The 26895-nt window shown below is 61.3% G+C and carries 21 protein-coding genes; 12 read left to right on the top strand and 9 right to left on the bottom strand.

The window, feature by feature from the left end; translation table 11 throughout:
• Positions 1 to 20: 20 nt before the first annotated feature.
• Positions 21 to 728: an HAD family hydrolase gene (locus ACP7BS_RS06375; RefSeq protein WP_426237024.1), complete on the top strand. Its 708-nt coding sequence runs from the start codon at positions 21 to 23 to the stop codon at positions 726 to 728.
• Between the two features lie 15 nt (positions 729 to 743).
• Here ACP7BS_RS06375 and ACP7BS_RS06370 read toward each other — a convergent pair whose 3' ends face one another.
• A complete protein-coding gene (locus ACP7BS_RS06370) occupies positions 744 to 1838 on the bottom strand; it encodes a flagellin (protein WP_426237022.1) in 1095 nt (364 codons plus the stop codon).
• A 324-nt stretch (positions 1839 to 2162) separates the two neighbouring features.
• On the opposite strand from ACP7BS_RS06370, the gene lpxK reads away from it, so the two are divergent.
• The gene (gene lpxK / locus ACP7BS_RS06365) at positions 2163 to 3194 is read left to right on the top strand and encodes a tetraacyldisaccharide 4'-kinase (protein ID WP_426237020.1); all 1032 of its coding nucleotides are present in this window, start codon (positions 2163 to 2165) and stop codon (positions 3192 to 3194) included.
• A 44-nt stretch (positions 3195 to 3238) separates the two neighbouring features.
• Here lpxK and ACP7BS_RS06360 read toward each other — a convergent pair whose 3' ends face one another.
• The gene (locus tag ACP7BS_RS06360) at positions 3239 to 3466 is read right to left on the bottom strand and encodes a DUF2093 domain-containing protein (RefSeq protein ID WP_113243156.1); all 228 of its coding nucleotides are present in this window, start codon (positions 3464 to 3466) and stop codon (positions 3239 to 3241) included.
• A 161-nt stretch (positions 3467 to 3627) separates the two neighbouring features.
• Entirely contained in the window at positions 3628 to 5427 is a 1800-nt protein-coding gene (mutL, locus tag ACP7BS_RS06355) for a DNA mismatch repair endonuclease MutL (RefSeq protein WP_426237018.1), read from the bottom strand.
• Positions 5428 to 5708: 281 nt separating this feature from the next.
• On the opposite strand from mutL, the gene ACP7BS_RS06350 reads away from it, so the two are divergent.
• A complete protein-coding gene (locus ACP7BS_RS06350; RefSeq protein ID WP_426228933.1) occupies positions 5709 to 7445 on the top strand; it encodes a response regulator in 1737 nt (578 codons plus the stop codon).
• A gap of 199 nt (positions 7446 to 7644) precedes the next feature.
• Positions 7645 to 9006 carry a putative bifunctional diguanylate cyclase/phosphodiesterase gene (locus tag ACP7BS_RS06345; RefSeq protein WP_426228932.1) on the top strand — a complete coding sequence of 454 codons (1362 nt, stop codon included), beginning with the start codon at positions 7645 to 7647 and terminating at the stop codon, positions 9004 to 9006.
• Positions 9007 to 9016: 10 nt separating this feature from the next.
• Here the strand turns inward: ACP7BS_RS06345 and ACP7BS_RS06340 are convergent, their stop codons facing one another.
• Positions 9017 to 9940, bottom strand: coding sequence for a LysR substrate-binding domain-containing protein (locus tag ACP7BS_RS06340; RefSeq protein WP_426237016.1), 924 nt, complete (start codon positions 9938 to 9940; stop codon positions 9017 to 9019).
• Between the two features lie 90 nt (positions 9941 to 10030).
• Between ACP7BS_RS06340 and ACP7BS_RS06335 the strand changes: the two genes are divergently transcribed.
• Together ACP7BS_RS06335 and ACP7BS_RS06330 are read left to right on the top strand one after the other, a co-directional pair.
• Positions 10031 to 11584: a trimethylamine methyltransferase family protein gene (locus tag ACP7BS_RS06335; protein ID WP_426237014.1), complete on the top strand. Its 1554-nt coding sequence runs from the start codon at positions 10031 to 10033 to the stop codon at positions 11582 to 11584.
• Between the two features lie 219 nt (positions 11585 to 11803).
• Positions 11804 to 13852 carry an NAD(P)-binding protein gene (locus ACP7BS_RS06330; RefSeq protein WP_426237012.1) on the top strand — a complete coding sequence of 683 codons (2049 nt, stop codon included), beginning with the start codon at positions 11804 to 11806 and terminating at the stop codon, positions 13850 to 13852.
• Positions 13853 to 14186: 334 nt separating this feature from the next.
• Here the strand turns inward: ACP7BS_RS06330 and ACP7BS_RS06325 are convergent, their stop codons facing one another.
• The 5 genes from ACP7BS_RS06325 to ACP7BS_RS06305 form a co-directional block, all read right to left on the bottom strand.
• Positions 14187 to 14786, bottom strand: a complete 600-nt coding sequence (locus ACP7BS_RS06325; RefSeq protein WP_426237010.1) for a PRC-barrel domain-containing protein — start codon at positions 14784 to 14786, stop codon at positions 14187 to 14189.
• Positions 14787 to 15041: 255 nt separating this feature from the next.
• A complete protein-coding gene (locus ACP7BS_RS06320) occupies positions 15042 to 15926 on the bottom strand; it encodes an SMP-30/gluconolactonase/LRE family protein (protein ID WP_426237008.1) in 885 nt (294 codons plus the stop codon).
• 2 nt (positions 15927 to 15928) lie between these two features.
• Complete coding sequence (locus tag ACP7BS_RS06315; protein WP_426237006.1) at positions 15929 to 16561, bottom strand: 2-dehydro-3-deoxy-6-phosphogalactonate aldolase; 633 nt, start codon at positions 16559 to 16561, stop codon at positions 15929 to 15931.
• A 31-nt stretch (positions 16562 to 16592) separates the two neighbouring features.
• A complete protein-coding gene (locus ACP7BS_RS06310) occupies positions 16593 to 17510 on the bottom strand; it encodes a 2-dehydro-3-deoxygalactonokinase (RefSeq protein WP_426237004.1) in 918 nt (305 codons plus the stop codon).
• Entirely contained in the window at positions 17510 to 18280 is a 771-nt protein-coding gene (locus ACP7BS_RS06305; protein WP_426228923.1) for an SDR family NAD(P)-dependent oxidoreductase, read from the bottom strand. The genes ACP7BS_RS06310 and ACP7BS_RS06305 overlap by 1 nt, the downstream gene beginning before the upstream one ends.
• 160 nt (positions 18281 to 18440) lie before the next feature.
• On the opposite strand from ACP7BS_RS06305, the gene ACP7BS_RS06300 reads away from it, so the two are divergent.
• The 6 genes from ACP7BS_RS06300 (at position 18441) to ACP7BS_RS06275 (ending at position 26889) form a co-directional block, all read left to right on the top strand.
• Complete coding sequence (locus ACP7BS_RS06300) at positions 18441 to 19253, top strand: IclR family transcriptional regulator (RefSeq protein WP_426237002.1); 813 nt, start codon at positions 18441 to 18443, stop codon at positions 19251 to 19253.
• Between the two features lie 216 nt (positions 19254 to 19469).
• The gene (locus ACP7BS_RS06295; RefSeq protein ID WP_426237000.1) at positions 19470 to 20210 is read left to right on the top strand and encodes a helix-turn-helix transcriptional regulator; all 741 of its coding nucleotides are present in this window, start codon (positions 19470 to 19472) and stop codon (positions 20208 to 20210) included.
• A 112-nt stretch (positions 20211 to 20322) separates the two neighbouring features.
• Entirely contained in the window at positions 20323 to 21078 is a 756-nt protein-coding gene (locus ACP7BS_RS06290; protein ID WP_426236998.1) for a LuxR family transcriptional regulator, read from the top strand.
• 321 nt (positions 21079 to 21399) lie between these two features.
• Positions 21400 to 23796: a methyl-accepting chemotaxis protein gene (locus ACP7BS_RS06285; RefSeq protein ID WP_426228920.1), complete on the top strand. Its 2397-nt coding sequence runs from the start codon at positions 21400 to 21402 to the stop codon at positions 23794 to 23796.
• A 487-nt stretch (positions 23797 to 24283) separates the two neighbouring features.
• Positions 24284 to 25492 (top strand): iron-sulfur cluster carrier protein ApbC, encoded by a 1209-nt coding sequence (gene apbC / locus ACP7BS_RS06280; RefSeq protein WP_426236996.1) that lies wholly within the window; start codon positions 24284 to 24286, stop codon positions 25490 to 25492.
• Between the two features lie 419 nt (positions 25493 to 25911).
• The gene (locus ACP7BS_RS06275) at positions 25912 to 26889 is read left to right on the top strand and encodes a magnesium transporter CorA family protein (RefSeq protein ID WP_426236994.1); all 978 of its coding nucleotides are present in this window, start codon (positions 25912 to 25914) and stop codon (positions 26887 to 26889) included.
• The last annotated feature ends 6 nt before the right edge of the window (positions 26890 to 26895 follow it).

Here is a 26895-nt window from a genome sequence, read left to right as displayed (position 1 = left end):
TTTTTTCCGGTGGGGTATTGATGACGGCCGACAGGACCATTTCCGGCATCCTCTTCGACAAGGACGGAACGCTGCTCGATTATGTGAAGAGCTGGGTTCCGGTGAATTATGAAGTCGCCAGCATCGCTGCCAATGGCGACGCGGCACTGGCAAGGCGCCTGCTTACCGCCGGTGGCATGGATCCCGATACCGGCCATGTGCTGCCCGACAGCCTGCTGGCAGCGGGCAACACCGTCGAAATCGCCACCGGCATGGTCGCGGCGGGCGCGCCCTATACGGTCGAGGCCCTGACGGTGAAACTCGACGGGCTGTTTTCCAATTCGGCTGAATATGCGGTGCCGGTAACCGACCTTGCTGCGTTCTTTTCCGGCCTGCATGCCAAGGGCTACCGCCTCGGCGTCGCTTCGAGCGATAACGAACGCTCGATCCGCGAAACCGCCAAGCGCTTTGGTTTCGATGGTTATCTTGACTATGTCGCCGGCTATGACAGTGGTTTCGGCACCAAGCCGCAGCCCGGCATGGTGCATGGTTTCTGCGCCGCGACCGGGCTTCAGCCCCACCAGGTCGCCGTCGTCGGCGACAACAACCACGACCTGCACATGGGCCGCAATGCCGGCGCCGGCCTGACAGTAGCCGTATTGACCGGCACCGGCTCGCCGCAATCGCTGGTGGCGGCATCCGATCACTGCCTCAACGACATTACCGAGCTTGAGACGGTTTTGGTCTAACGCCGGCCCTGTTTTCTAGCGGAACAGCTGCATCAGCAGCGACGGCGCATTGTTGGCGATGTTGAGCGCCTGAACGGCCAGCTGGACCTGGGCCTGCACGGCTTTGAGCTTGGTGGAGGCATCGTTCATGTCGGCATCCACCAGCCGGCCGACACCCTTCTGAATCGTTGCCGTCAGCGTGCGGTTGAAGTCCGTCTGCATCTCGATGCGCATGCTGAGCGAGCCAAGCGTCGCTCCCCGGTCGGTCAGCGTTTTGTGGATATCGTCATAGCGTTTCAGGAGAAGATCGGTCGCGTAGCCCACCAGTTCGGCGGGCACTTCGCCCATATGCGAGGCGCTGTACATGTCGTCGGTCTGGGCGCCGTTGGCAAAGCCGATCTGGGTGCGTCCGTTGAAGGCCGGCAGCCAGGCCGTTCCCTTGCCGGGGTCTTGATGAGCCACGCCGCCGGTCATGCCGTCGGCCTGTGGGGTATCGACCAGTCCGTTCTGCGCCGCGGTGCTGCCATCGTCATTCTTGTAGGTGGCCGGGCCGAAGACATTGAGATTGCTGTCGCCATAGATGTTGATGATGCCGACTTTGCCCTTCGTGTAGCTGGCCACGATGCCGCCGAAGGCGACATTGGCATCGGGAGGGCTCATCTCGATGTAGTTGAGCGTCTTGCCATTGCCGTCGACATAGCTTTTTTCCGTATAGTGCAACTCGCCCGGCACCAGCAGGTTGCGGCCGTTGAACGACGAGGACTGGGCGGTCGAAAGAAACTGTTTTTCCAGCTCGTAGATCTCCGAGCTGACCTTGTAGCGATCGACGCCCGGCTCTTTCATCGCCATGATCTTGGTCTTGATCTCGGAGGTGATGGAGATGAGGTCCTCCATCCCCTGATAGGAGACATCGACGAGGGCAGCACCCAACTCCAGCGCGTCGATCACGGTGCTCGTCGCCTTGGTGGTGTTGCGCATGTCGGTGGCGATCGACCAATAGGCGGCATTATCGGCTGCCTCCGATATCCGCATGCCGGAGGTGATGACATTCTGCATCTTGGCATGGGTGCTGTCATTATGGCGCAAAATCGCCAAAGCGGCGGTGGCCGCCGAGTTGAAACTTATGTTCATTTTTATGTCCGCTACAAAAAACAGGAAAACGGAAGGCACCAAACCTTGGTTAACCGAGAGTGCCTTAGCCTGGTTAATACTCGGTGTATCGCGCGCGGCCGCCGTCGGCCTGGCAATGCCGTTCGGCGGTGTCACATGAACGGCTCGTTGCTTCGTTCGAGGCGCGCACGGCTTGCAATTCCCGGCAATCTGACGTTTTGTGTCGCGGACCGAGACGGCATTTTTTCGATGGAAAAAATGTTTTGATAGGACAAGAATGTCGCCGCGCAAGACTTTGCGAAATCCGGAAGTAACCGGCCGGCGCTGGGAGGCCCGGAAGGACTGATGGTTTCTGATGCACCGCCATTCTGGTGGACCAAGGCGGATTGGCGCGCCTACGGCCTCTGGCCCTTCTCCTGGATTTACGGCCGCATTTCCGGTTCGCGCATGGATCATGCGCGCCGCGCGTCCGTGCCTATCCCGGTCATCTGCGTCGGTAATTTCACCGTCGGTGGAGCCGGCAAGACGCCGACCGCGATCGCGCTTGCCCGTGCTGCCCGCCAGCGCGGGCTGAAGCCGGGATTCCTCAGCCGCGGCTATGGCGGCTCGCTCGACGTCACGACAGTGGTCGATCCCACCCATCACCGCGCCCGCGACGTCGGCGACGAGCCGCTGCTTCTCGCCCGCGAGGGTCTGGCCGTGGTCTGCCGCAAGCGCGTCGAGGGCGCCCGCCGGCTGGTGGCTGAAGGGGCTGACATCATCATCATGGACGACGGTTTCCAGAGCGCCCGGCTGACCTTCGATTTTTCGCTGCTGGTGATCGACAGCCGCCGCGGCATCGGCAACGGTTTCCTGATCCCCGCCGGTCCGGTGCGTGCGCCGATTCCCCAGCAGATCCGCCATGCCTCAGCTTTGTTGAAGATCGGTAATGGCGATCGTGCCGACGCGCTGATCCGCCGCTCGGCGCGCGCCGGCAAGCCGATCTACGCCGCCAATGTCGAACATCTCGACGATGGCGGGCTGAAGGATGTTGCGGTGATGGCCTGGGTGGGCATTGCCGATCCGGAAAAATTCTTCCGCACGGTGCGCGAAACAGGGGCGATCATCGCCGAAACCCGCAGCTTTCCGGACCATCACCATTTTTCAGAGGACGAGATCGGCGATCTGCTCGATCATGCCGCCGCCCATGGCTACCAGCTGGTGACCACCGCCAAGGATATGGTGCGGCTGGAACCCGGGCATGGCCGCGCCGGGGAGCTGATAGAAAAGAGCAGGGTGATCGAAGTGGAAGTCCGCTTCGACGATCCCGGCTCACCGGGCAAGATCATCGATGCTGCGGTCAAGGCGGCCCGCACCCGCAATCTGCGCAAGTCGTAGGCACGAGTGCCACCGGGCGCGATTACGTTGGAATGACGGAACGTCTAAATCTGGTTTGGCAGGATGCCGGCGCGCTTGTCCGCCTCATAGGAGGCCTCGGCGTCGGCATAGGGTTCCTGTCGCGCCACGCTCCAGTAGCGCAGCTCATCGACCGGGATGACGGCGCCGGTCATTGCGCAGATGACATGCGATCCGGGCAAGACGATCTGAAAGTCGCCGTCGAGATAGCGGATCTTGGCTTCCCGGTTGCCGTTGCCCTCGAATCTGTTCATCGTCCTGCGACCTCGCATCAATTTTCGTCCGCTGTTTGGAAGCGCCATCTCGACAGGCATCCCGGTGGACGCGTCAAGATGAGCGTTCCAGCGTCATCTGTCGTGACCATGCTCTAGCGCGACATTGCCGAAATTTCCAGCGCAATTGACGGTTCGGATGCTCAACTGCGTCCGAACAGCCGCTCGATATCGGAAAGCTTCAGCTCGATATAGGTTGGCCGCCCGTGGTTGCACTGGCCGGAGCCTGGCGTCGCCTCCATCTGCCGCAGCAGCGCGTTCATTTCCTCGGGCCTGAGCCGCCGGCCGGACCGCACCGAGCCGTGGCAGGCCATGGTCGCCGCCAGATAATCCAGCCGGCTGGCAAGGCCGTTGGCGGTGTCCCATTCGGCCAGCTCGTCGGCCAGCTGCCGCACCAGCCCGACGGCATCCATCTCGCCGAGCATCGAGGGTGTTTCGCGAATGGCAATCGCCCCCGGCCCGAAGCGCTCGATGCCGAGCCCGAGCCGCGAGAATTCCGCCGAATGGCTGATCAGCCGGTCGCAATCGTCTTCCGGCAGATCGACGATCTCGGGAATGAGCAGGGCTTGCGCTGGGATCGGCCGCGAGTTCAGCCCTTTGCGCAATTCTTCGAACACCAGCCGTTCATGGGCGGCATGCTGATCGACGATGACAAGGCCATCCTCCGTCTGGGCGACGATATAGTTTTCATGCAGCTGCGCCCGGGCTGCGCCAAGCGGATGGGCTTTTTCCGGTTGAGGGGCGGCGGCAAGTTCGGGTTCGCTCGACGGTGCGCGGGCCGACGGCATTGTCATCCCGGCAAAGGCTTCCTGTGGCCGTTCACCGAAACCGGCAGGCGCCGAGCCGAAATCCATCGGCCGGTAGGGGGAGGCGGCGGCCGTCCAGTTGCCGTTCGGCCGCTGCGGCTCTGGCCGGAATGCCCGCATCAGGCCGCTGGCGCCGGTCGTCGAGGCGCGGTCGCCATCCTGTGCCAGTGCCTGGCGGATCGCACCGATGATCAGGCCGCGTATCATCCCGGGATCGCGGAAGCGGACATCGGATTTGGCCGGATGCACGTTGACATCGACCACATCCGGATCGACCGTCAGCGACAGCACCGCCACTGGATAGCGCCCCTGCGGAATGGTCTCCGCATAGGCGGCGCGTAGGGCCGACCAGATCAGCTTGTCCTGCACCGGGCGGCCGTTGACAAAGGCATATTGCTGCAGCGAATTGCCGCGGTTGAAGGTCGGCACACCGGCAAAGCCGGTCAGCCGCGCGCCCTCGCGTTCGGCATCGATCTCGATCGCGTTGTCGCGGAAATCCCGGCCCAGCACCTGGGCAATCCGCGCCAGCCGGTCGTCGCCGGTCGAGGGGAATTCCAGCGTTGTCCGGTCGGATCCGGACAGCACGAAGCGCACGCCCGGAAAGGCGATCGCCATGCGCCGGACGACCTCGGAGATGGCCGAGGCCTCGGCCCGCTCGGTTTTCATGAAATTGAGCCGTGCCGGCGTCGCAAAGAACAGGTCGCGCACCTCGACCACGGTGCCCTGGTTGACGGCAGCGGGCTTCACCGGTTGCAGCTTGCCGCCGAACACGCCGATTTCGGCGCCATGGCTGGCGCCACCCGGACGGCTGGTGATCGTCAGCCGCGCCACCGAGCCGATCGAGGGCAGGGCTTCGCCGCGAAACCCCAGTGTGCGGATGTCCAGAAGATTGCCGTCGAGCTTGGATGTGCAATGGCGGCGCACCGCCAGTTCCAGATCGTCCGGCCCCATGCCGCAGCCATTGTCCGTTACCCTGAGCAAGGTCTTGCCGCCGCCCGCCGTGGCGATCTCGATGCGGGTGGCGCCGGCATCGAGCGCATTTTCGATCAGCTCCTTGGCCGCACTGGCAGGGCGTTCGATGACCTCGCCGGCGGCGATCTGGTTGATGAGGGTTTCTGAGAGTTGCTTGATGGCCATGGTCTATTGTCCGGGATTCGGCTGCACATGAAAAGGATGCTGGAGGGTCTATCCCCGGCTGTGTCGAGGTGGTGGTCCGGGACGAATTCGGCCGGGTTTAATCTGGCCTTAATACAAAGCTGCGACGGTCTGCGACAACCTGAATGAGCACAGGTTTTGTCATTTGGAGCCTGTGGCGCAGCTGTCCGCCCAGGAACGGAACCCCAAATACGGCCTGATAGGCGCGTTTGTCAGCATGTCCCCGGAAAAAGAAGCCGCCAAGGTTATAAGAGGGCTATGCAATGAATGATGTAGCGTCTTTCGGCGCGAACATCCAGAAAACCGTGCTCGAGGCGACATCTGACGCACTCGGCTTGGCCATTCTTGTCTGCGACAAGAATGATGAGATCGTTTTTGCCAGTCGCCCCATTCTCCAGTTCTATCCCATTCCGGTGCATTTTCTGGAGGCGGGAACACGGCTGAAGGATTTTCTCGGCGCGATCTTTGATTCCGGCGTTCGCAGCGGCACGGCGCCCGAGACCAGCCGCCGTCATGCCAATCGCGACGAATGGATTTCCGAACATCTGTCGCATCACTGGCGCGAACGTTTCGACGCCGTCGAGCGCATCGGCCGCCAACGCTGGATCAATGTGCGCAAGCGTCGCCTGTCGAGCGGCCTGGGCATCGTCGCGATCAGTGACGTTTCCGAGCAGAAGAAGCGCGAAGAGAAGATGCAGCTCGATATGGAGCGCGTCGAACTCACCGAGGGCATCCTCGATTGCCTGCCCAATCCGATCTGCGTCAAGGATCGCAATCTCAGCTATGTCGCCGTCAACAAGGCATTCTGTGCCATCCACGGCATGACCGCCGACGCCATCCTCGGGCGATCCGTCTGGGATCTGCTGGAGCCGGATCTGGCTGAAAAATTCGAACGTTCCGACCGGGAAACGCTGGAGAACGGCGATGCCCACTGCCAGCCGGAACAGATCGTCCAGGCGGATGGCGAAGATCTCTGGGTCGTCACCCGCAAGTTCCGCGTTGGCGATCCCGGCAAATATCTGCTTGTCACCTGCATGAATGACGTGACCGATCTGGTTGTCGGCTATGGCGGACTGGATGATATCACGTCCGGCCGGTCGCCTTTGGACATCAAGGATTACGGCGCCTTCGCCCCGGCGCAGAATTGCTACGATCCGTTCCGTTCGATCGATATGCAGCATCTGGTCGAAGCCGGCGCCATCATCGATCCCGACATGAAGGGCAAGCAGAAAATTCTCTTGATGACATCGGCGGCAGCTGTCGAAATCAACCTGGTGCCGCAATTGCGCCGCTGGGGTTATGACGCCTGCGCGGTCAGAAATACCACCGAGCTTGCAGCCTTCAGGGATGCGTGTGCGGCGCGCGGGATCACGATCGAGGCCCTGCTGATCGATGGCACGATGGCAGATGCGCTGGCGACGGTGGCGAACTGGACGATGTCTCCGTCGCTGGTGATTGCCAAGGATTGGAAAGCCATCGAACTGCGCGCCAGCATTCTGGCTTTGTGCGAAAACGGGATCGGCGCCTTGCCGTCGGCAGAGTCTGAAGGCCCGGCCGATTGGGACATCATCGTACCAGACGTGAGCTTGACCGGCCGGCCGATGCCCGAGGTCGAGGTCGTGGTTGCCGAAGACAATGAAATCAACCAGTTCGTCTTTGCCCAGATCCTCGAAGGCCTCGGCATATCCTACCGCATCGCCGCCAATGGCGAGGAGGCCGTCAAGCTGTGGCAGCAATACCGGCCGAACCTGGTGCTGATGGATGTCTCGATGCCGGTGATGAACGGGTTTGATGCGACGCGCGCCATCCGCGCTCTCGAGAAGACTGCAAGCTTCCAGACGCCAATCATTGCCGTCACGGCGCAGGCGCTCGATATCGATATAGAGCAGAGCAAGCTCGCCGGCATGGACGATTACATCACCAAGCCGATCAGCCCGGACATGATCGAGGCCGTCTACCGCAAGTTCGTCAACACCAAAGCCGAGCGCATGACGGGCTGACGACCCTTTCTGTCCGAATGGCGATGAAACACCCAGAAAAGGCAAGCAAGAGCACAGGTTTGAACCCTATTGATGTCAACTCCCTAGAATTAGGGAGAAGCATGCGGAAAGAGAGGAAGAGGCGCTTTCGAAATCTTAACCCTCCATGCCCATCGTCTGTTCCTGACACTGCCTTGAATCCAATCCTGGGAATGCGTTTATGAATTCTGCTGAAACACCGTCTCAGCACATCAGCCGGAACGATTTGCATGCAATGGCCTATACCGATCCGCTGACCGGATTGGGCAATTCCTACAGATTGCGCGACAAGGTGCGCGAAATCGCTGCCGATCGCGCCAGTGATCCCGCGCCGTTCACGATCGGCCTTGCCAATCTCGACGGGTTCAAGCCGATCAACGATCTCTTCGGCCCCGAAGCCGGTGATGAAATCCTCTGCCAGGTGGCCAACCGGCTGCTTGCCTGCGTGCCGGATGGCGCCACCGTGATCCGCGCCGGCGGCGACGAGTTCGCCTTCGTGTTGCCGCTTGTGTTCGAGCGCAAGGCCGCCGAAAAGATCGGCCATATGCTGAAGGAGGTGCTCTCGGCCCCTTTCGATCTCGGCGAGCGCAATGTCCGCCTGTCCGCCTCCTTCGGCTTTGCCGTCTATCCGTTTGCCGGCGAGGAATTCGAGGACCTGTTGAAAAGCGCCGACACGGCGCTCTATCGCTCCAAGCGGCGCGGCCGTGGGCAGATCACCGTCTATTCCCAGGAAATCGCCCAGGAGATGAAGCGCGCGACGCAGCTCGAACAGGCGCTGCGCAATGCCATCATCGCCGATGAGGTCGATGTCCATTTCCAGCCGATCGTCAGCCTGAAAAACGACACGGTGGTCGGTTTCGAGGCGCTCGCCCGCTGGTGCGATCCCGATCTCGGCTATGTCTCGCCGGCCGTTTTCGTGCCGCTCGCCGAAGAGCGCGGCTTCATCGATTCCCTGTCGGAAACGCTGCTGCGCAAGGCGGCCGAGACCGCGCTGCTCTGGCCGAAGGAACTGTTTTTATCCTTCAATCTGTCATCGGCCCAACTGATGGACCCATCGACCAGCACCAACGTCCTGTCGATCATCCGGCAGGTCGGCCTTGATCCGCGCCGGCTGGAACTGGAAATCACCGAGACCGCCGTGATGACCGATGCGGACGTGGCGCAAAAGATCGTCACCGAACTTCGCGCCGCCGGTGTTCGCATTTCGCTCGATGATTTCGGTACGGGCCAGTCGAGCCTCGGGCGTCTGAGAGATTTCTCCTTCGACAAGGTCAAGGTCGACCGTGCCTTCGTCTCGCGCATTTCCGCCGACCGGGCATCCGAACATATCGTCAAGGCGATCATCGCCATGTGCGATGGCCTCAACCTCGAAGTCGTTGCCGAAGGCATCGAGGATTTCTCGGAAGCCTTGAAACTGAAGGGGCTCGGCTGCGGCATGGGGCAGGGCTATTTCTACGGAAAGCCGGCCGATTCCGTCACCACCCTGCGTTATCTCGCCGAGAATTATCACGAAGCCGGCCCGGCGCTCTCCGTCGCGGTCTGAGATTTTTCGCTCAACTCTCCCGCTCCCGGCGTCCTTCCTCCAGAAGCCAGTCGCGCACCCGGCGTGCCTGGAGATTGAGCTCGCGCGAACGCGGCCAGACGACGTAGAAGGCCAGATCCGTCTTCAGCACATGATTGCCGACCGGAACGAGCGCGCCTGAGCGGACCTGCCGTTCGATCAGATGGTTCCATCCAAGTGCTACGCCTTCGCCGGCGAGCACCGCCTGGATCACCAGGACATAATCGTTCAACGTCAGCCTCCGCGCCTTGGCGGGATAGGACACGCCGGCACTGGCAAACCATTCCTGCCAGCTGTAGGCCTGCCTCACCGGCTCCTCCAGATGGATCAACGGGTGTTTCAAAAGATCAGCCGGCCGCTGCGGCATGCCGTTGGCTTCGACGAAGGCGGGCGATGCGACCGCGCAGATCACCTCGGGCGCCAAAAGTGCCGTATGATAGCGTGGCCAGTGGACCGGATCGCCACCGCCGCGGACGGCTAGCGGGATCGGCTCTTCCTCGAGGTCCAGATCGCGCACGCTGGTCTGGATGCGCAGGTCGATCTCGGGCAGGTCCTCGCGCAGTTTCGTCAGCCGCGGCAGCATCCACATCGAGGCAAAGGCGGTCGAAGCGGCGAGCGTCACATTGGTCTCGCGGCGTTTGGCGCGGATTTCCTCGGCGGATTTCTGGATGCGCGACAGGCCGAGCGAGACGTCGGCATGGAATTTTTCGCCCGCTTCGGTCAATTGCACGGCCCGATGCACCCGGTGAAACAGCGGCACGCCGAGCTGCTCTTCCAGCCCGCGAATGGCATAGGAGACGGCGGCCTGCGTCATCGCCAGCTCATTGGCGGCGCGGGTGAAATTCTGATGCCTTCCGGCCGCCTCGAAGACGATCAGGCTGGAGGCGGAGGGCAGCAGGCGGCGAAGAGTTTCCATAAGGTGAGCTTATATCATGTCTCCAATTTTTCCAGCGTTACACTGGGCTTTTTCACGATTAGCCTCGATTACGAAAAGGGGAGGCATCATATGGAAACGCTCTTGGCTACTGAAGCAGATCCGGCAAGACGCGCACGGCCCGCCCGCACGGCCCGGCGTGACAATGCGGCGAAGATCGTCGGCATTCCCTATATCGCCCGCAACATCCCGACCTACGATATCCTCAGCGAAGACAACCTCCAGAAGATCGAACGCGTCGCCGACCGCATCCTCAGCGAAGTCGGCATCGAGTTTCGCGACGATCCGGCCTCGCTGGATCACTGGAAGCGGGCAGGGGCCAAGGTCGATGGTCTGCTGGTGCGCTTTGAGCCGGGCATGCTGAACGAGATCGTCTCGACTGCACCGGCCCAGTTCACCCAGCATGCCCGCAATCCCGCTCACAATGTCGAGATCGGCGGCAGGAACGTCGTCTTCTCGCCGGCTTACGGTTCGCCCTTCGTCATGGACCTCGACAACGGCCGCCGCTACGGCACCCTGGAGGATTTCCGCAACTTCATCAAGCTGGCCCAGTCGAGCCCGTGGCTGCATCATTCCGGCGGCACGATCTGCGAGCCGGTCGACGTGCCCGTCAACAAGCGCCATCTCGACATGGTCTATAGCCATATCAAATATTCCGACCGCGCCTTCATGGGCTCGATTACCGCAGAAGACCGGGCGGAAGATTCGATCGATATGGCGCGGATCGTTTTCGGGCGCGATTTCGTCGATCGCAACTGTGTCATCCTCGGCAATGTCAACGTCAACTCGCCGCTGGTCTGGGACGGCACCATGACCAGATCGCTGCGCGCCTATGCCCGCGCCAACCAGGCGGCGGTCATCGTGCCGTTCATTCTCGGCGGTGCCATGGGTCCGGTCACCAATGCCGGCGCTATCGCCCAATCCTATGCCGAGACGCTGGCCGGCTGCGCGCTGACGCAGCTGGAACGCAAGGGTGCGCCGGTGATCTTCGGCAATTTCCTCTCGTCGATGTCGCTACGCTCGGGCTCTCCCACCTTCGGTACGCCGGAGCCGGCGATCGGCTCGATGGTCATCGGCCAGCTCGCCCGGCGGCTGAAACTGCCGCTGCGCTGTGCCGGCAATTTTTCCAATTCGAAGCTGCCGGATGGGCAGGCGATGCAGGAAGGCGTCATGTCGATGCTGTCGGCCGTGCATTGCGGCGCCAATTTCATCCTGCATTCCGCCGGCTTCCTCGATGGGCTGCTCGCCATGTCCTACGAAAAATTCGTGATGGATACGGATTTCTGCGGCGCGCTGCATTCCTACCTCGCAGGCGTGGTGGTGGACGACAATACGCTCGCCATGGACGCCTTCCTGCAGGTCGGCCCCGGCAGCCATTTTCTCGGCTGCGACCACACGATGCGCAACTACCAGACGGCATTCTGGGATTCAGGCCTGTCCGACAACGAGCCGTTCGAGAAGTGGAGCGAGGAGGGCGGCTCGACCGACATGGCGGCGCGCGCCAACAAACGCTGGAAAAAGACGCTGGCCGAATACGAAGCGCCGCCTCTGGACGTGGCAATCGACGAGGCGTTGACGGAGTATATGACGAAACGCAAGAACAGCATGGCGGATGCCTGGTATTGAGAGGTTACCCCTCACCAAGCGCGCCCAAGGGCTCGACATGCGTCTCGCCCGGGCTTGCTATCCTCTCCCGCAAGGGGAGAGGTAAAACTGAGGCGCCCTCCGCATGTCTTCCTCTCCCCTTGCGGGAGAGGATACGCAGGCCGGGCGAGTTTACGAGCCCTTGGCCGAAGTTGGTGAGGGGTGCTGCAACAGTCTCGAACTTGAAACCTGAGCCAGACCATGACCCTGTCGAAAGACCCGCTTCTCCAGCCCTACCAGCTCAAGCATCTGACGCTGAAAAACCGGATCATGTCGACCTCGCATGAGCCGGCCTATTCCGAAGACGGCATGCCGAAGGACCGCTACCGGCTCTATCATCTTGAAAAGGCCAAGGGTGGCATCGCACTGACCATGACGGCGGGATCGGCGATCGTCTCGGAGGATTCGCCGCCGGCGTTTGGCAATCTCCATGCCTATTCCGACGAGATCGTGCCGTGGCTGAAGAAGATCACCGACGACTGTCACGAGCACGGCGCCGCCGTGATGATCCAGCTCACCCATCTTGGCCGCCGCACCGGCTGGAACAAGGGTGACTGGCTGCCGGTGCTGTCGCCGTCGCCGGTGCGCGAAGCCGCCCACCGGGCGTTTCCCAAGGAGATCGAGGATTGGGACATCGAGCGCATCGTCGGTGATTATGCCAGTGCCGCCCAGCGCATGCAGGCGGCCGGGCTCGATGGCATCGAGTTCGAAGCCTATGGCCACCTGATGGACGGCTTCTGGTCGCCGGCGACCAACCATCGCGACGACGAGTTTGGCGGCTCGCTGGATAACCGCATGCGCTTCTCCGACATGGTGCTCGATGCCGTCCGCAAGGCCGTCGGGCCGGATTTCATCGTCGGCATCCGCATGGTGGCGGACGAGCAATGGGATATCGGCCTGTCCCGGGAGGAGGGCGTCGGGATCGCCAGGCGGCTGGCCGGTTCCGGCAAGGTCGATTTCCTCAACATCATTCGCGGCCATATCGACCATGATGCGCATCTGACCAATGTCATTCCGATCCAGGGCATGGCCGCATCGCCGCATCTGGATTTCGCAGGCGACGTTCGCGCGGCCACGAAATTTCCCGTTTTCCACGCCGCCCGCATCGCCGATGTCGCCACCGCCCGTCACGCGATTGCCGAGGGCAAGCTCGACATGGTCGGCATGACGCGCGCCCATATCGCCGATCCGCATATCGTCAAAAAGATCATCGAGGGCCGCGAAAGCCAGATCCGCCCCTGCGTCGGCGCCACCTATTGTCTCGACCGCATCTACGAGGGCGGCGGCGCGCTCTGTATCCACAATGCGGCCACAGGCCGCGAGGCGGCCATCCCGCATGTGATTTCCAAGACAACCGGGCCACTGCGTAAGGTGGTCGTGGTCGGCGCCGGACCCGCCGGGCTGGAGGCGGCCCGGGTACTGGCCGAGCGCGGCCATTCGGTCGAAATTCTGGAGGCGACCGGCGAAGCAGGCGGCCAGATTCTGCTGGCAGCCCGCAATCCGCGCCGCAGGGAAATGATCGGCATCGTCGACTGGCGCTTGTCCGAGCTGGAGCGGCTGGGCGTTCCCATCCATTACAATGTCTTTGCCGAAGCCACCGATATTCTGGAGCGAAAACCCGATCTGGTCGTCATCGCCACCGGCGGTATCGCGCAAAATTCGCTGCTTGAGGCGGGCGATGACCTGGTGGTGTCCAGCTGGGATATCATTGCCGGTGCCATCAAGCCCGAAGGTCCGGTCCTGCTTTACGATGACAATGGTGCCCATACCGGCATGACGGCAGCGGAAATGATCGCGGCCACCGGTGCCGAGCTGGAGATCGTCTCGCCGGAACGCATGTTCGCACCGGAAATTGGTGGTATGAACCATGTGCCCTATGCCAAGGCCTTTGCGGAAAAGAATGTGCGGGTGACCATCAACACAAGGCTGAAATCGGTGCGCCGCGAGGGCAATCAGTTGGTGGCGGTGCTGGGCTCGGACTATTCGGCGCATGCCTCGGTCGAACGGCGCGTCGCCCAGGTCGTCGTCGAGCACGGCACCCTGCCGATGGCCGGCCTCTATCTCGAGCTGAAACCCCTGTCGAGCAATCTGGGTGCGGTGGATTACAAAGCCCTGATCCGCCAGGAAAACCCGATCAAGATGCGAAATCCCGACGGAGTGTTCGACCTGTTCCGCATTGGCGACGCCGTCGCCAGCCGCAATATCCATGCGGGAATTTATGACGCGCTGCGGTACGGAGTGCTGTTTTGAAGATGAGGCTCAAGGTGCCACCATCGAACGGCTAACGGTTCGTGCTCTGTGCCGAGAGGTTGTTGGGCTCTCCGAGCTACAGCCAAACTCTCCGTCGTCCCTGTGCTTGTCACAGGGATCCAGTCAGCCCAAGTCCTTGGGCTGAAAGACTTTTTGACCCGACAGACGTCGGGTCGCTGGATCCACGCCACAAGGGCGAGGATGACGGAGGTGGGATATCGTCTGTGTCAAATAGCCAATCTGCACACTAGTCAGCATGACAAAGGCGCCACCTTCCGGTAGCGCCTTTGCATATCATCCAGCGTCCGAGAACGCTTACTGGTTGGATGCAGGCTTATTCAGCCGGCTTCACGTCCGTTGCCGGAGCCGTGGCCGACGTGGTTGTCGTATCGACCGGGGCATTGGCATTCTTTTCCGCAACCTGCTGCGACTTGGTCTTGAATTCCGGTGCGGCCTTCAGCGTATCGGCGGTTTCCGCCGTGGTCAGCTTCAGGTCGTCGGAATTCGGCACATCGGCGACGGCAATCGTATCGAGCGGAACGGCAACGTTCTTTTCGCCGAGACCGAGGAAGCCGCCAACGCCGATCACGGCTGCTTCGACCGAGCCATCCTTGGTAAAGATCACGTCGTTGATCTCGCCGATGCTTTCATCCGACGCATTGTAAACGGACTGGCCGATATAGGTGCTGGCGGCGATCTGGTCGGCCCCCTGTTCGGTCAGGTAACCGGCGCCAGACGCAGGCGCAGTTGCGGCTGACTGGTCCATCGGCTTCTTCATCGCGTCGGCGGGCTGTTCGCCGGTCATCGGTGTTTCCATCGCCGGCGGCTGTGCCGAAGGCTGGGTGGTTTCCTGAGCAAAGCCCATTGGCGCGAAGATGGTTACGCCTGCAAAAAGTGCACCTGCAGCGACGGAAGTCACGAGTTTCTTGGTCATTGTGAACCTACCTTTTCGTTCTTTTTGTCGATCAAGGCGCGGCATCCAAAATCTTACCGCCGCACCGGTGATGCAGACACAACGTGGCAGGCTGGGAGTGGTTCCGCAAAAAATTATGCAATTTTCGAGGGAACTTTTAATGAGGTTTTTTATCCCGCGCCGGAGCAAAGGCGGTAAAACCGAACATCGAGCCCGGTTTTACGTTTTTGGGTCGAAAGCCCCAAAGCGAAGACAGGTTGTACCATCCCCCAGCCTTCAGAGCTGATAAACCGGTTCGAAACGGCCCTTGACGGTAAGACCGAGTTCAAACGTCTTGCCGGCGTTCGGATCGGCCTTGCGGGCTGCGTCGTTCATGTCCTGCCAGGCGGAGGTCACCAGCAGGCGGTCCGCCTTGGTGCCGATGAAGGCGGGGCAGCTGGACTGGGTGGCGGGAACGGCGTGGCGGGCAATCCGTGTACCGTCCGGCGCGTAGACGTCGACGGCACCCTGGCCCCAGCGCGCATTCCAGATCAGCCCGTCGGCGTCGCAGACCGAGCCGTCGACATCGCCGGGATTGCCGCTCTGGTCGCTGAAGACCGTTGCCTCACCGGTCGGCAGACCGGTCGCCGGATCGAGATCGACCCGCATGATGTGATTGATGGCGGAATCGACAAAATAGCCGATGCTGCCATCCGGCGAAAAGCAGATGCCGTTCGGAATGCTGATACTGCCGTAGATCCGTGTCACCACGCCCTTGGCAACATGATAGATCGCGCCGGCTTCCTTTTCGGCCTTGCGGCCCATGGTGCTGACCCAGATGCTGCCGGACGGATGCACGCGGCCATCGTTGGAGCGGTTGCCCGGATTGCTTTCCAATGCTGCGTAGGCCGTCAGTTCGCCGCTTTTGCTGTCGCGGATGAACAGGCCGCGATCCGACGCGATCAACTGGCGCAGCGGATCGATCACCGCCAGCACGCTGCCCATGAAGGGCAGTGCATGCAGGGTTTTGCGGCCACTTTCCAGATGCAGTTCATGCAGCTCGCGGCCCTTGATGTTGAACCACCAGGCGGTGCCGGTGGCCGGATCGAAGGTCGGGCCTTCGCCGAGTTCGAGTGTCAGGTCGCTGAGGATGCTGCCGGAAAAGGGAATTGTTTCGCTCATGCTCATGCCCCGAACACTGCGTCATAGGCCTTGATGGTGACCCGCGCGCGCTCCGCAACCTCGGCAGCGCTCATGCCGGCCTTGTACAGGCTGGAGCCGAGGCCGAAGCTCTTGATGCCGATCTTGGCATAGTCGCCGAAATTGGTGTCGGAGACGCCGCCGACGGCGGCGATTTCCAGGTCCGGCGGCAGGATGGTGCGGATCGCCGCGATACCGGCCGGGCCCAGCACGCTGGCGGGAAAGAATTTCAGGCCCGTTGCGCCGGCATGGGCGGCGGCCAGCGCTTCGGTGGGGGTGAGCACGCCGGGCATGGTGACCATGCCACGGGCGGCCGCAAGCGCGATCACGTCTGTCTCGACATTCGGGCTGACCATCAGCTTGCCCCCGACGCCGTCGAGTTTTTCCACCTGCTCGGTGGTCAACACAGTCCCGGCGCCGATCAGGCAGTTGGCGGGCGCCATCTTGACGGCAGTCTCGATCGAACGGAACGGATCAGGCGAATTGAGCGGGATCTCGATGGCGGTAAACCCGGCTTCGAGCAGTGCGCCGACCACGCCCTGGGTTTCTTCCGGCTTCAGACCGCGCAGGATGGCGATCAGCGGATATTTCATCGGCGGGAAAGGGATGCGGGTCATGACTGTTCTTTCTTTGAATAGGCGAGTGGCTTCAGGCAGGCCAGATGGCGTTGGCGGCGGCGGCGAGGCCCTGGCGAACGGCGGCATCGGCATCGATGGTCACGGGGGTAAGGTCGAGCGCTGACAGGGCCGATTGATAAAGACCGGCAAGCGCTCCGGACGCGACGAGGCAAACGCTGCTTCCGGGCTTTGCCGTGGCCAGCGCGCCGGCAATTTCGAGGCCGATCAGGGTTCCGGACAGCCGGGCCTTGGCATCATTGGCAGACAGCCCATGCAGCAACTGGCCGCTGCGCACCGTAAAGACCAGATTGGTGGCAAGGGCTGGAGTTTTGACGGCCTTGGCAACCGCACCGAGAAAAGCCGGATCATCATTGGCAAAGGCGCCGGCATCGGCAACGGCATGGCTGAGGATCGAGTGCTTGGCGATGACGTCGAACAGTTCGCCGGTCATGAAGGTGGAGAAACCATCGACGATGCCGCCGGTAACGCGCACCCACTTGCTGTGCGTGCCCGGCATGCAGATCAGATGACTGCCGTTGCCGAGTTGCGATATGGCGCCGAGCAGCTGGGTTTCCTCGCCGCGGATCACATCGGGCGCGTCTTCGTTGCGCTGGGCAAGACCGGGCAGGATGCGGATATCCCGGTTGGTATCGGGCACGGTGACGGCCGCCTTGACGATGGCGCCGAGCGGAGCCGGCGTATCGAGATAGCCTGCCTCGACCCAGCCCTGGCGGGCACCCGCCATGCCGCAGACGATCACCGGCAGATGCGGCGGTGCTGCAACAGCAGCAAGATGGGATTCGAGGATGGCGGAAAAACCGGTCTTGGTGGCTGTCGTCATGCCTTCGCCGCTGCGGCGTTCGGCAAGGATCTCCCCGCTTTCGCTGATGACCCACAGGCGGAAACTCGAGGTTCCCCAGTCCACTGCCGCATAGGATGCTGCCGTCATTAAAATACGCCTCCGTCGATGATCATGGCCTGAGCCGTCATGCGCGCCGAACAGTCGGAAGCGAGATAGAGACAAGGCCCCACCATGTCTTCAGCGACGAGCATGTGCTTCAGGCACTGTTTTTCCAGCATGCCGGCAATCGCGGCATCGTCTATCCAGAGCTTCTTCTGTCGCTCGGTCACCACCATGCCCGGCAGCACCGCATTGACGCGGATAGTGTCCGGTCCGAGCTTGCCGGCCAGCGATTTGGTCAGGCCGACGATACCCGCCTTGGCGGTCGCATAAGCGGGGATATCACCCATATTGAGCATGAAGGCGATCGACGAGAAGTTGATGATCGAGCCGCCACCGGCCCGCCGCATATGCGGGGCGGCGGCCTGGCAGGCAAAGAAGACATGGCGCAGATTGACCGCCTGGCTCTCGTCCCAGCTCGCTTCGGTCACGTCCTCAAGCGGTTGACGGTCGTCGCGCGCGGCATTGTTGATGAGAATGCTGAGCGACCCCATTGCGGCAGCGGCCTGATCGACGGCGGACTTAATCGCGGCAATGTCGCGCAGATCGGCCTGGATGAAAACCGGGGCATGGTCGACCGCAGCGGCAAGCCGTTCCACCAGCGCGATGCTTTCCGATTCGGCAATGTCGATAAAGGCAACGCGCGCACCCTGCCGCGCAAAGCCTTCGACCAAAGCGGCTCCGATGCCCGAGCCGCCGCCGGTGATCAGGACGCCACGCCCTTTCAGGTCGTGAAATTGTGCGGCTGGCAAGGCCATGATTGTGTGCTCTCCCGGATGCAAGCATCTCAACGCATGCTTGCTTTTACATGTTTGCTGTTCCATTATTTGGAACTGTATCTTATTATTTGGAATTATCGCGCTGGACATGTTGGCTTGTCAAGTCAATGCCCCGGCGTGCGGCAAATGGACAGGCATGATGGAACACGACCAAACGGATACGTCTTCTTCGGCTTCTGCACACCATAGCGGGACGGGCACGCTGGGCAAGGTTCTTTCCGTGCTGGAGACGGTCGTGACGTCCGACCAGCCGCTGCGGTTCAGCGATATTCTGGCTTTGTCCGGCCAGCCGCGTGGCACCCTGCACAGGCAGCTCTCCCATCTCGTCGAAGAAGGATTGCTGACGCAGGGGCGTGATCTCTGCTACGAGCCCGGCCTGCGATTGCTGAAGTTCGCCTACCGGTCCTGGTCGAAGAACCAGTTCCGCGCCGTCGCCGCTCCGCATCTGCGGCGCCTGCATGAAGCAACCGGCGAAACGGTTCATCTGGGTGTGTTGCGTGGTACTGAGATCATCTATGTCGACAAGGTGGAAAGCCGCCAGACGGTGCGGATGCAATCGCAGATCGGCAATGCCTCTCCGGTCTATTGCACCGGCCTTGGGAAAGCGGCGCTGTCCGTGCTGCCGGCGGACCGGCTCGCCGACACGCTGAGCCAGCTGACTTTCCGTCGTTTTACCGCCAATACACATCTTTCCGTGGCCTCTTTGATGCATGATCTGGACGAGGCCCGTCTGCGGGGTTATGCCTTTGATCGTGAGGAACACGAAACGGAAATCCGCTGTGTTGCCGCTCCGATCCATGATGCCGGGTTAGATCTCGTCGCCGGCATATCCGTGACGGGGCCGGCATATCGGGTGACGATGGAGCAATTGGAAAACTGGGCACGCCCGGTTCGCCAAGTGGCTCTGGCGATCAGCGAAGACGTCGAAATCCGTCTTGGCCCTGGCCGTTAGACTTTCGTAATGCCTTTACGGTGAATGGCGAATCGACTGGACGTGGGGAAGTCGGACCTGTAGTTTTAATATATCAGATTCTGTGCCTGCCGACGTTCGAAATCCCGCCTCGAAGACGGGATTGCCGGGATTGAAACCGGCAAGAAAGCCTGGGGCGCGGCGGAACGGTTTTCGTGACGCCGAATACTTTGGGTGCGGGCCTGGAAGAGGTAGAAAATGGTGGATTTCAGCGGACATCTATCACCCTGCACGGTTACCGCGGAACAACGGGGGACCGAGGCGATGACGCGGGAAGCGGATGTCCGGCAGGCTTTGGAAACAGTCTCGCATATCTACGGCTTTCACGGCTTTCTGGTGATGGTCGTGCCGGCAAAAACCTGCTCCAGCCTTTCCGATACCGTGGTCATGACGAATTGGCCCAAGGATTTCCTGATCAACTATGATGCGGCCAATATGATGGCAGGCAGTCCGGTCATCGCCCGTCTGCGCAAGAGCACCATTCCCTTCACCTATGATACCACGCTTGATTCCCCGAGGCGCTCGGATGGCAGGGGAAGCGAAGTCCTCAGCCTGTTCGAGCGGGTCAACCTGCGGCGCGGCGTCTATATCCCAGTCCACGATGTGCACGGCACCTGTGGCGCAATCGCTTTTGGCGGCAATCGCGAACTGGTCAATTCCGCCGAATTGAAGGAGTTGACCTACAAGGCCGCTCACCTGTTCGGCCGGCTGAGTGAAATCAAGGCGATCCGCGCGCCCATGCCTGCAGTATTGTCGCGGCGCGAAGTCGAATGCCTGCACTGGGCGGCCGAGGGCAAGACCACCACGGAAATGGCGAAGATCCTCGATCTGTCGGAATACACAGTCAACCACTACCTCAGCCGCGCCACCCGCAAACTGGATTCTGTCAATCGCGTTCAAACCGTGGCAAAAGCGATACGTGCCGGATTGATCAATTGAGAAATGTTTATGAATGCAAGCAGGAAACCGGCATGATGCGTAGGGTGAAATATCGGGCAAGCCCCAAGGGGCTTGGCCGGCAACGCACTCAAGTGTGCGGCGGAGTTTGTGAATGCGCGATACGTTGATGGCAGAACCGATCGAAAAAGAGCAGTCGCGCGGCGGAGATTTCGCCTCGGATATCGCAGCACTGGAAACCCAGTTCGATGCGATCCGCTACATGAAAAGGATCACCCAGGCCTTCGGCTTCAAGGCGTTTCTTGTCTGCATGGTTCCGTCCTTCGATGCGGACAAGCTCTCCAGCGCCTCGATCCTGTCCAACATGCCGGCGGATCTGGTCACGACATATGACAGCATCTCGCTGCTGAAACATTCGACCGGCATCCGCCGTCTGAGGGAAACCACGACGCCGTTCCAGTTGACGCTTGACGATTGGGAGAAGGAGAGTGGCCGCCTGCCGCAGACGAACGAATATATCGGCATGTTGCGCGATCACGGGATTTTGCAGGCTAATTATTTCCCGGTTCACGATGCCGATGGCAGCCGGGCCACGGTGATCTGGATGGGACGGCGTGCCGATCTGCCGATGTCTGCGATGATGGAACTGCAGATGATCGCTATCCATGTCTACAACCGCCTGACGGAAATCGGCTCGTTCTGGAAGGGTGCCCCCGTTGCGCTGTCGGAGCGTGAAATCCAATGTCTGAATTGGACTGCCGCCGGCAAGACGAGTTCGGAGATTGCCGGGATACTTGGCCTGTCCGAACACACGGTCAACCACTACCTCAACCATGTCAGCAAGAAGCTGGATGCGGTCAATCGCACGCAAGCTGTCGTCAAGGCGATGAAGAAGGGCTATATCAACTGAGTGCGCTTGCTCGCCGCCCGGCCAAGATTTAAGCAGCCCCTGCGATTATTGCTGGCTTTTTAGATGAACATTAAGATTTGCAGCGCACCTTTACTGCCGGTGGAATGATTTCACTGGGAGGATGCGTCAACACTCCTGTCTTCGGCATGACCGGGGAAGGATCGTCAGACGCTGTTTACATTGCCGGCATCGTTCGTCTGGAAGGACGCATTGCACTGCCGCATGAATGCATCCCCCGCACCATTTTCCAAAATGATATTCATGTGACGCAGCAACACGTGTGGCCTTCGCCCGTTGCCGTCGCGCTTGCGAGGATACGAGATGCTGTTCAAGACTGCGACCTCCCGTAATATATTCTCCGTGGTGGCGACCGGGCTCTTTGCCACGGTGGTGACTGCGGGCACACTGTTCTGGATCTCCTATTCCGAAGTCAAACGTCGCAGCGTCGACGAAATGAACGCCGCCGCCGCGCTGACCGCCGCCGATCTGAAATCGCAGCTGACACAGGGCCTGCAGCTCGTCGCGACCTTCCAGAGCGTTTTTTCAGCGCTTGAAACATCCGGGGCGGCAAACCGCACCTCGGCCGATGCGATGATGCGAAAGGCTCTTCAGGACAGTCCCTTCGCGCTCGGTGTCTGGAGCGGCTGGGAGCCGAACGCTTTCGACGGCAAGGATGCAGATTATGTCAACAAGCCGGGACATGACGCGACCGGTCGTTATGTTCCTTACTGGGTTCGTGCGGGTGGCAAGATCGATGTGACGCCGCTCACCGACTACGACAAGCCTGGGCCGGGCGATTACTACCAGCTGCCGTTCAAGGCACAGAAGATGGTGGTGATCGAACCCTACAAATACGTGGTCGATGGCAAGGATGTGATGATGACCACACTGGTCGGTCCCGTCACCGTCGATGGCAAGCCACTCGGCGTCACCGGTATCGACATTGCGCTCGACAGCCTGACATCGAAACTCGCCGGCATGAAGCCACTCGGCGATGGAAACGTCGCGCTCGTCTCGCAAGGCGGACATTTCCTCAGTCACGTCAACGCCGACAATCTCGGCAAGGCGTTCAAGGATAGCAGCGTCGATGCCGCCGCGTGGCAGCAGATGATTGACAACCCGGGCAAGCCGGTCGAGGTCGCCGGCGAGGATGGGACGGATTTCCTTTCCGTGGCCGTTCCCGTCCAGCTGTTGCCGGATACCGCCTGGTACGCCATCGTCTCCGTGCCGAAATCGACAGTCTTTGCCTATCTGACGCGCATGGCCTGGATTTCCGTCATTATCATCGGTGTCGCCTCGGTTCTGCTGGTGCTGCTTGGTGTCTTGATCTCCAACCGCTTCCGCCGCCGCCTCGAAGCCATCGTCAATGCCACCGGCGAAATCGCCAGGGGCAATACCGGTATCGTCATTGGCGATGCCGAGCGCAATGACGAAATCGGCGACATGGCCCGTTCGCTTGCCATCCTGCGCGACGCGACGATCGCCAAGCAGCGCCTTGAGGCCGAAGCCGCAGAAACCCGTACGCTCAGCGAGGAAGAACGCCAGCGCCGCGCCGCAGAGACGCAGGAAAACGAGCGCCAGATGCGCTTTGCCGTCACCGAACTCGGCACCGGCCTGCAGCGGCTGGCCGACGGCGACGTCACGTTCCGCCTGATGACGCCGTTCATCGGCTCGCTTGACGCGCTGCGCGAAGACTTCAACAGCTCGATGACCACCCTGCAGCAGACCCTGCAGTCGGTCGGCAATAATGCGCTCGGCATTCAGGCCGGATCGGCCGAAATCCGCTCCTCGGCCGACGATCTGGCCAAGCGCACCGAACAGCAGGCTGCCTCCGTCGAGGAAACCGCCGCAGCGCTCGACCAGATCACCGCCTCGGTGCGGGACTCCACCGTGCGTGCCGAAGAGGCCGGCCAGCTGGTCGCCAAGGCAAAATCGGGTGCACAGACATCGAGCGCCGTCGTCAAGAGTGCCATCGATGCCGTCGGCCAGATTGAAACGTCGTCGCAGGAAATCTCGAGCATCATCGGCGTTATCGACGAGATCGCCTTCCAGACCAACCTCCTCGCCCTCAACGCCGGTGTCGAAGCCGCGCGTGCCGGCGATGCAGGCAAGGGCTTTGCCGTCGTTGCCCAGGAAGTGCGTGAACTCGCCCAGCGTTCGGCCAATGCGGCCAAGGAAATCAAGGCTTTGATTTCGAAATCCGGTCAGCAGGTCAAGACCGGCGTCGAACTGGTCGGCCAGGCCGGCAAGGCGCTGGAAGTGATCGTCCACGAGGTCGATGAAATCAACCTGCGTGTCTCCTCGATCGTCGAGGCGGCTCGCGAACAGTCGATCGGCCTCAACGACATCAACCGCGCCGTCAACGTCATGGATCAGGGCACGCAGCAGAATGCGGCCATGGTCGAAGAATCGACCGCTGCCAGCCACACGCTTGCCGCCGAAGCCTCGGCGCTGACGACGCTGCTGTCGAATTTCCAGCTTGGCGAGGTGTCACAGGCGAGCCTGCACCGTGCTGCGGCCGATACCGGATCGCACCGGGCACCCGCCGCTCCCGTCCGCAGTTCCTCCCTGTCAAAGCCGGGCATCCGGCCGGCCTCGGTGACGACACCGGCTGTCCAGTCGCCCGCCCGCTCGCTCGGCCAAAAACTTGCCGGTGCATTCCAGGGACATGGCGGCGCTGCTGCTGCTCCGGCCAATGACGGCTGGGACGAATTTTGAGCAAGAACAAGGGCGCGCCTGCTGGCGCCCTTCTGCCAACGTCCTTGTCGCAAAATCCGGCAATGCCGCAAGCTGTGCAACGCAACTGCACAATAACTAGCCGGATTTGATGTTGCGCCGCACTGGCGCCGATCGCCAAACGCCGGTTTTCAACGGCTTTCCCAAACTGGCACGGTTCCTGCTTTGTAAAAGGCATGTCCAGAGGGGACTATAATAAGGACTGCGCCCAAGAAGGTCGCGACAGACAAGGCCGCTTTCAGCCAAAAGGTGATCCCGGATGTACGGACACCACACGGCAGAGAGCGGCCTTTTCTTTTGTTCCGGTTTTTCTGACCGGCCTCATTGGCGAAACACTCCGGCTCGATTATCTAATAGCCAGTCCCGATGGTCGGTTTTCCAGTGGCGGGACTGGTATGAATGACAGTGCAGAAACGCATGGCAGAGACAGCAGGGCAAACCAGCCGCGCTGGCGGCAGGAGTGAATGACATGACCGACGTGACCAAGGAACAGGTTCTCGACAAGCTCAGAGGCGTTCGAGGACCGGATATGGACGGCAATATCGTCGATATGGGTCTGGTCTCCGATGTCTTCATTTCCGATTCCAAGGTCTATTTCTCGATTACCGTCCCGGCCGAGCGGGCGCGCGAACTCGATCCCTTGCGTGCCGCCGCCGAACGGGTGGTCAAGGATATCCCGGGCGTCAAGGGCGCTATGGTGGCGCTGACGGCCGACAAGAAAGGCGCCTCGTCTTCCGCGCCGGTCCAGCGGCCCGCTGCCGCACCATCCCAGGCGGCCCATTCGCACGCCGGCCATTCCCATGCAGGCCACAGCCACGCACCCGCTGCCGCTGCGGCCGCTCCGCGTACACCCACGGCTGCGGCAAAAGCCGGGATTCCGGGCGTGGGCGCGATCATCGCTGTTGCCTCCGGCAAGGGCGGAGTCGGCAAGTCGACCACATCGGTCAACCTCGCCCTGGCGCTGAAGGCCAATGGTCTGCGCGTCGGCATTCTCGACGCCGATATCTATGGCCCGTCGATGCCGCGCCTGTTGAAGATTTCCGGACGGCCGCAGCAGATCGAAGGCCGGATGATCCGGCCGATGGAAAATTACGGTCTGAAGGTCATGTCGATGGGCTTCCTCGTCGATGAGGAAGTCGCGATGATCTGGCGTGGGCCGATGATCCAGTCGGCATTGTTGCAGATGCTGCGCGAAGTCGCCTGGGGCGATCTCGACGTGCTCGTCGTCGACATGCCGCCGGGGACGGGCGACGCCCAGCTGACCATGGCGCAGCAGGTGCCGCTGGCCGGTGCCGTCATCGTCTCGACGCCGCAGGACCTGGCGCTGATCGATGCGCGCAAGGGGCTGGCGATGTTCCGCAAGGTCGAGGTTCCGGTCCTCGGCATCGTCGAGAACATGAGCTACTTCATCGCTCCCGATACCGGCAATCGCTACGATATCTTCGGCCATGGCGGCGCCCGCAAGGAGGCCGAGCGGATCGGCGTGCCGTTCCTTGGCGAAGTGCCCTTGACCATGGGTATCCGCGAGACGTCCGATGCAGGCACGCCCGTTGTTGCATCCGAGCCCGACAGCGAGATCGCCCGCGTCTATCGCGAGATCGCCAGGAAGGTCTGGGAGCAGGTCGGCGCCCATCAGGGAGACAAGGCCCGCACCATGCCGAACATCGTGTTCGAGTAAGCCGGCGAGGAAAGCGGAAAGTCGCTGATATCTGCCGCGCGGGCTGCGGAAAACCCGAACCGAAAAGGGCGGCTGTTGACATTCGGGCGGCGAGCGTCGTTAAGTCTTTAGGCGACATTGTGGCGCTTTGCCACTTTCTGCATTGATTTTAAGTGTGCCTTGTTCCATATGCCTCCCCGCATCCGCAAGGCTGCACCAGCGGTGCTGCCCTCCGTCGGGCTCCGCATGACTGTGATGACCGTTTGAGGGTTTGTCGTAAACGACGAGAGTTTCCATATGGATCTGCCGCGCGCAGCTTTGATGTTATACGGCCGGCCGGTTCCGGTTCGCCATAGTCCGGCTCCTGTTACCGTCCGTCGCCACCGCGATGCGGTGATAGCCTGCGTCTGCGCCGATGGCGCCCGCACAAGGTCCGCAGCATGATCACTGCCTATCGTGACAATGGGCAAGCCGTGGTTATCAGCGCGGCGCAGCCTCCCACGTCCCTGCCGTCCGATGTGGTCTGGATCGACATGCTGCGTCCGGACAAGGCCGAAGATCTTCTGGTTGAGGGGTTCCTCGGCATCGACGTGCCGACCCGCGACGACCTGAAGGACATCGAGCCCTCCAGCCGTCTCTACACCGCCAAGGATGCTGTTTTCATGACGGCATCGCTGGTTTGCAAGGCTGAAGGCGGACATCCGGAGCTAGCCGATATCGCCTTCGTTCTGACCAAGGGCCTGTTGATCACCATCCGTTATGACGAGCCCAAGGCATTCGATCTGTTCACGGCCGCGATGCACCGCATTCCCGGCGGGTGCGCGACCGGAACGGTCCTGGTGACGCGGCTTTTCGAAACCATCGTCGATCGCACCGCCGAGATTCTCGAGATCGCCGTTGCCCGGATCGATGGCTTGTCACTGCAGGTGTTCGGTGATCGGCCCGTCGGCAAGCGCCGGCCGCCGCATTATCTCGAAGCCAAGCTGATGGACGTGGCGTCGCATCACCGGCTGGTGGCGAAGACCCGCGACAGCCTTGCGTCGCTCTCCCGCGTCCTGACATTTCTCTATACCGTCCCGGCGGTTCAGGAGAACAAGGAGACCAAGGAGCTTTGTCGGACAATTTCGCGTGATATCCAGTCGCTGTCGGAGCATGCCTCGTTCATTTCGGGAAACATCACTTTCCTCTTGGATGCATCCCTTGGGCTGATCAACGTCGAACAGAACGCCATCATCAAGATTTTCTCGATTGCAGCGGTCGTCTTTCTGCCGCCGACCCTCGTCGCTTCGCTCTACGGCATGAACTTCGACTTCATGCCTGAACTGAAATGGGCGTTCGGTTATCCCATGGCCGTGATCGGCATGGTGATTTCGGCCATCGTCCCCTACTATTTCTTTCGCTGGAAAGGCTGGCTCTGAGAGCCC

It is taken from the genome of Pararhizobium sp. DWP1-1-3 (genome assembly GCF_049896125.1).
Classification (GTDB): Bacteria; Pseudomonadota; Alphaproteobacteria; order Rhizobiales; family Rhizobiaceae; genus Pararhizobium.
Note: the sequence above shows the minus strand (reverse complement) of the source record. Positions and strands in the feature narration are given on the sequence as shown.